The sequence below is a fragment of the Intestinibacter sp. genome, assembly GCF_051866655.1.
GTDB lineage: Bacteria > Bacillota > Clostridia > Peptostreptococcales > Peptostreptococcaceae > Intestinibacter.
Genome location: NZ_JBJDXL010000261.1, coordinates 1 through 4205, shown reverse-complemented (window position 1 = coordinate 4205; position 4205 = coordinate 1). Strand labels below are relative to the sequence as shown.

The 4205-nt window shown below is 31.2% G+C and carries 4 protein-coding genes; all 4 read right to left on the bottom strand.

Translation table 11 applies throughout. From position 1 onward, the window contains the following. Positions 1-649: transposase (locus ACI3VO_RS07830; protein ID WP_439757375.1), on the bottom strand; the 649-nt coding region annotated here is incomplete at its 3' end. A gap of 273 nt (positions 650-922) precedes the next feature. Continuing rightward, the gene (gene glyA / locus ACI3VO_RS07825) at positions 923-2176 is read right to left on the bottom strand and encodes a serine hydroxymethyltransferase (protein ID WP_439757374.1); all 1254 of its coding nucleotides are present in this window, start codon (positions 2174-2176) and stop codon (positions 923-925) included. Between the two features lie 225 nt (positions 2177-2401). Then, entirely contained in the window at positions 2402-3010 is a 609-nt protein-coding gene (locus tag ACI3VO_RS07820) for a flavin reductase (RefSeq protein ID WP_439757373.1), read from the bottom strand. A 78-nt stretch (positions 3011-3088) separates the two neighbouring features. Then, the coding region (locus ACI3VO_RS07815) for a hypothetical protein (protein WP_439757372.1) at positions 3089-4205 on the bottom strand (1117 nt) is incomplete at its 5' end.

The window sequence follows — 4205 nt, the reverse complement described above, 5'->3', positions numbered from 1 at the left end:
TTTTCCTACTTGCCATCATACCTACAATTGTATTAAAATGAATGCCTAAATAAGGAACTCTACTTTTATCAAATGTTTTAAAATATTTTTCATCAAAATAGCTATAAACAGGTGATCCTTTGAAGGATTCATTGATATAACAAGCCTCTGTCTCGACTACGCCTTCTAAAATTTCATCTTTTAAAGATACATTAATCACGTCTAAAATCCTGTGGCGCATAAAAAATGCAGTTGGTACGCTAACACCAACCTCTTCAGCACACATTCTAATAGTTCCACCTTCTATCATAAATTGACAATATTTTAGCCATTTCTCCAAACTCAATTTTGTATTGGAGAGTGGAGAAAGACTTCTTTCATCAAATGTTCTTTTACATTTTTTGCAAATATATCTTTGACGTCCATATGTTTTTCCATTTTTATTTAACTCTGTATGCCCACATTTAGGGCATTTAAGACCTTTTTTAAATCTTCCTTCCAAAATTTTGTCTTTTCCCTCTTTTTCATCATAAAAACCTAAATTATATAAATTTTTTAATTTTGCTTGAGCTAACGCTATTAAAGAACTCATTTCATCTATATTTAAATTATCTACCATTGATCTAATTCTTTTAGAACTAAATATATTTGAATGTTCTTGTCGAAACATAATAAACCTCCTCATTATTTCAGCAATTTATTATAAAAATCCCTAATCTTAAATATTTTTACTTTTATACAAATTCTTGGTTGTATTATGTCCCAACAAAATTTATTTCATACATAATCTCACAAAATCCTTTAACATATTCATACGGAGCGGAGTTATTGTTATAGTGCTTTAGCAATCTTTTTTTCAAAACAAAATAGACGGACTTTTTAACAAGTCCGCCATGTATATAATAAATTTTATTTAATTATCGTCTTTAAATATTATCACAAATTAGTCTTCAAAATATCCATCTGGATATAATGGGAATCTAGCAGCTAATGCTCTAGCTTTTGCTTTACATTCGTCTAGAACTTCTTGGTTGTCGATGTTTTCAGCTACAGTATTCATGATATCTGCGATTTCTGCCATTTCTGGAGCACCAAATCCTCTTTCAGATGTTGCAGTAAGACCTATACGAACACCACTTGTTACGAATGGACTTTCTGGGTCGTTTGGTATAGCATTTTTATTAACTGTTATACCTATTTTTTCTAAAGCTTGGTCAAATTGTTTACCAGTTATTCCTTTCGCTCTTAAGTCAACTAATACTATGTGGTTGTCAGTTCCACCACTTACTATTTTGAATCCTCTCTTTTCTAATTCTACTGCTAAAGTTTTAGCGTTATCTAAAACTCTTTGCATTGTAGCTATAAACTCAGGTTCTCTAACTCTCTTGAACATGTTTGCTTTTGCAGCTATACCATTTATTTGGATAGAACCTAGAGTTCCTGGGAATGTAGCTCTATTTAATTGTTTAGCGTATTTTTCTTTACACATTACGAATCCACCTCTAGGACCGCATATTGTTTTAGAGCAAGAAGATGTAGCGAAATCTGCATATGGGATTGGAGAAGGAATTACACCAGCTCCTATAAGTCCTGAAATATGAGCCATATCTACTAATAAATAAGCTCCTACTTTATCAGCTATTTCTCTAAATCTCTTATAATCTATTAGTCTTGGGTAAGCACTAGCCCCTGCTATTATCATTTTAGGTTGAAACTCTAATGCCATTTGTTCAACTTGATCATAGTCGATTACACCGTCATCATTTACACCATAATGTTTGTAGTTAAATATTTTACTCATAAAGTTTGCTTCTGAACCATGACTTAAATGTCCGCCGTGGTCAAGTCTCATTGCTAATATTTTATCCCCTGGGTCTAATACTGCATTAAATGCTGTGTAGTTTGCAGTTGCTCCTGAATAAGCTTGTACGTTTACATATTCACAACCGAAAGCTTCTTTAGCTCTTTCTATACATAAGTTTTCTATTCTATCAGCATGTTCAGAACCTGCTTGGTATCTTTTTCCTGGAAGACCTTCTTCAGTTTTGTTTACGAATACGCATCCCATTAATTCTAATATTTCAGTTGGTGCTGAACTTTCTGATGCTATCATTTCTATATTGTATTTTTGTCTTTCTAATTCGTCTGCTACTATACCGTATACTTCTGGATCTGTGATTTTAGTTGTTTTTAACATATTTTACTCCTCCTAATGTTTCCCCAAAATTTTATTTTTAATGTTTTATTGTTTTCGTTTTCTTAACTTCTATGTTTAAATATTATCACACTTTATGCGCTAAAATATATTATTAAAACAGAACTATTTTTTAACATTTCCGACATTTTACCATCACTTTATAAAAATAGAGGTCGAAAGAATTTTTTCCTTTCGACCTCTATTTCGACTTTTTAATCTATTTTATTATTGTATTTTTTCAAAGTCACTAGCACCATGCTTACAAATTGGACATATAAAGTCTGGTGGCAATTCATCGCCTTCGTAAACATAGTTGCAGATTACACATCTATAACCTTTTTTACCCTTAGGAGCTTCTGGTTTTGGTTTTACATTTTCTTGATAATAGTCATAAGTAATAGTTCTATCTTCGCTTAAAACCTCTGCAGCTACTACTTGTGCTATAAACATAGTGTGAGTTCCAAGATCTATAGCTTGTTGAACATATGCTGATATATATGCATTTGTAGCTTCAGTTATGTAGTATAATCCATTAGGTGATTTTTTCATATTTGTGTATCCAGCAAATTTATCAACATCTGCTCCACTTTGGAATCCAAAACGTTTAAATATATCAAAGCTTGCTTTTTCTGTAAGTATAGATACATTCACTTTTCTTGTGTTTTTAATCATATCGTGAGTTTTATTTTTTTTGTTAACAGTTATTGATATAAAATTTGGTGTGCTTGTAACTTGTATTGTTGTATTTACTATACATCCATTGTGTTTACCATTTTCCTCTGCAGTTACGACATAAAGTCCATAACCTATTTTGTACATAGCTTTATTATTCATATGTAGACCTCCTCTTATGCAAAAATGAATATATTTATATTATATCCAATTTTTTTGGAAAATTCTTCTATATATCGATTAATATTTTTTTATTAGTACGTTTTTTTCTGAATCTAAGTAAATTTCATAAGGTATCTCATGACTAGAAAATAAAATCGGACTTAGCGTAAATCCGTAGCTTCCGGCATTTGAAACTGTGACTATATCTCCTATTTCAGCCTTTTTTAGCTCTAGATTTTTACCTAACAAATCGGCAGCTGTACATAAATTTCCACATACTGTTACTAATTCTTTTTCATAAGCTTCAGTTAAAATATCTACTTGATTTGCATCATATGCTGTAAATATAGGCTCTGTCGCTTTTAAGCTTTCTCTAGGTGCTTGTGAATAGCTTACGACTAATTCTGCTAGACTCGGCTTATGAAATCCGTTGTAGCCATTTGCGACTATTAGATAATTTACTCCTCTTGAAACCTTTTTATCGATTACGTAAGTCACATATGTGCCGGCTCTGCATATTATAAATCTACCTGATTCTATAATTAGTCTGCAATTTAGTTTTAATTTATATTCTTTTATCAATTCTCTGCATTTTTGACCTAAAAAATCTATTTTCAATTCTTCATTTCTATCAGAATATGCAATTCCAAGTCCTCCACCGAAATTTATATAATCCATCTCAAATCCCATCTCTTCTATACAGAAAACAGCTAAATCAAATATATCCTTATAGTAATTATATAAAACCTCGTAATCCAACACCTGTGATCTTAGATGCACGTGTATTCCACATATCTTTACGTTTTTTAGAGAATTTATAAAATCTCTGTGTTCTAATAAGCTTTCTTCATCTACGCCAAATTTGCTTGAAACTGCACTATCTGAGTCCATAGAATAATTTGGATTAATTCTTAGCCCAACTCTAAAAACTTCACCATGCTCCTTAGCAACTTGATTTATTATTTCCAGCTCATGGTAGCTATCTGCCGTGATTATACATTTATCGTAAGTATCCTCTATATCGCTTTTAGTTTTTCCTGCTGATGAGTATATTATTTTTTCTTTTGGTATATTCGCCTTCACTGATTTTAAGACCTCATTTTTTGATGCTGCATCTGAACCTATGCCGTTTTTCGCTATAAATTTTACTATATTTTCATTTGGATTTGTCTTTATAGAATATAAAAATTCAAAT

Coding starts and splice junctions, on each gene's coding strand:
- glyA (WP_439757374.1), bottom strand. CDS start 2,176: ATGTTAAAAACAACTAAAATCACAGATCCAGAAGTATACGGTATAGTA.
- ACI3VO_RS07820 (WP_439757373.1), bottom strand. CDS start 3,010: ATGAATAATAAAGCTATGTACAAAATAGGTTATGGACTTTATGTCGTA.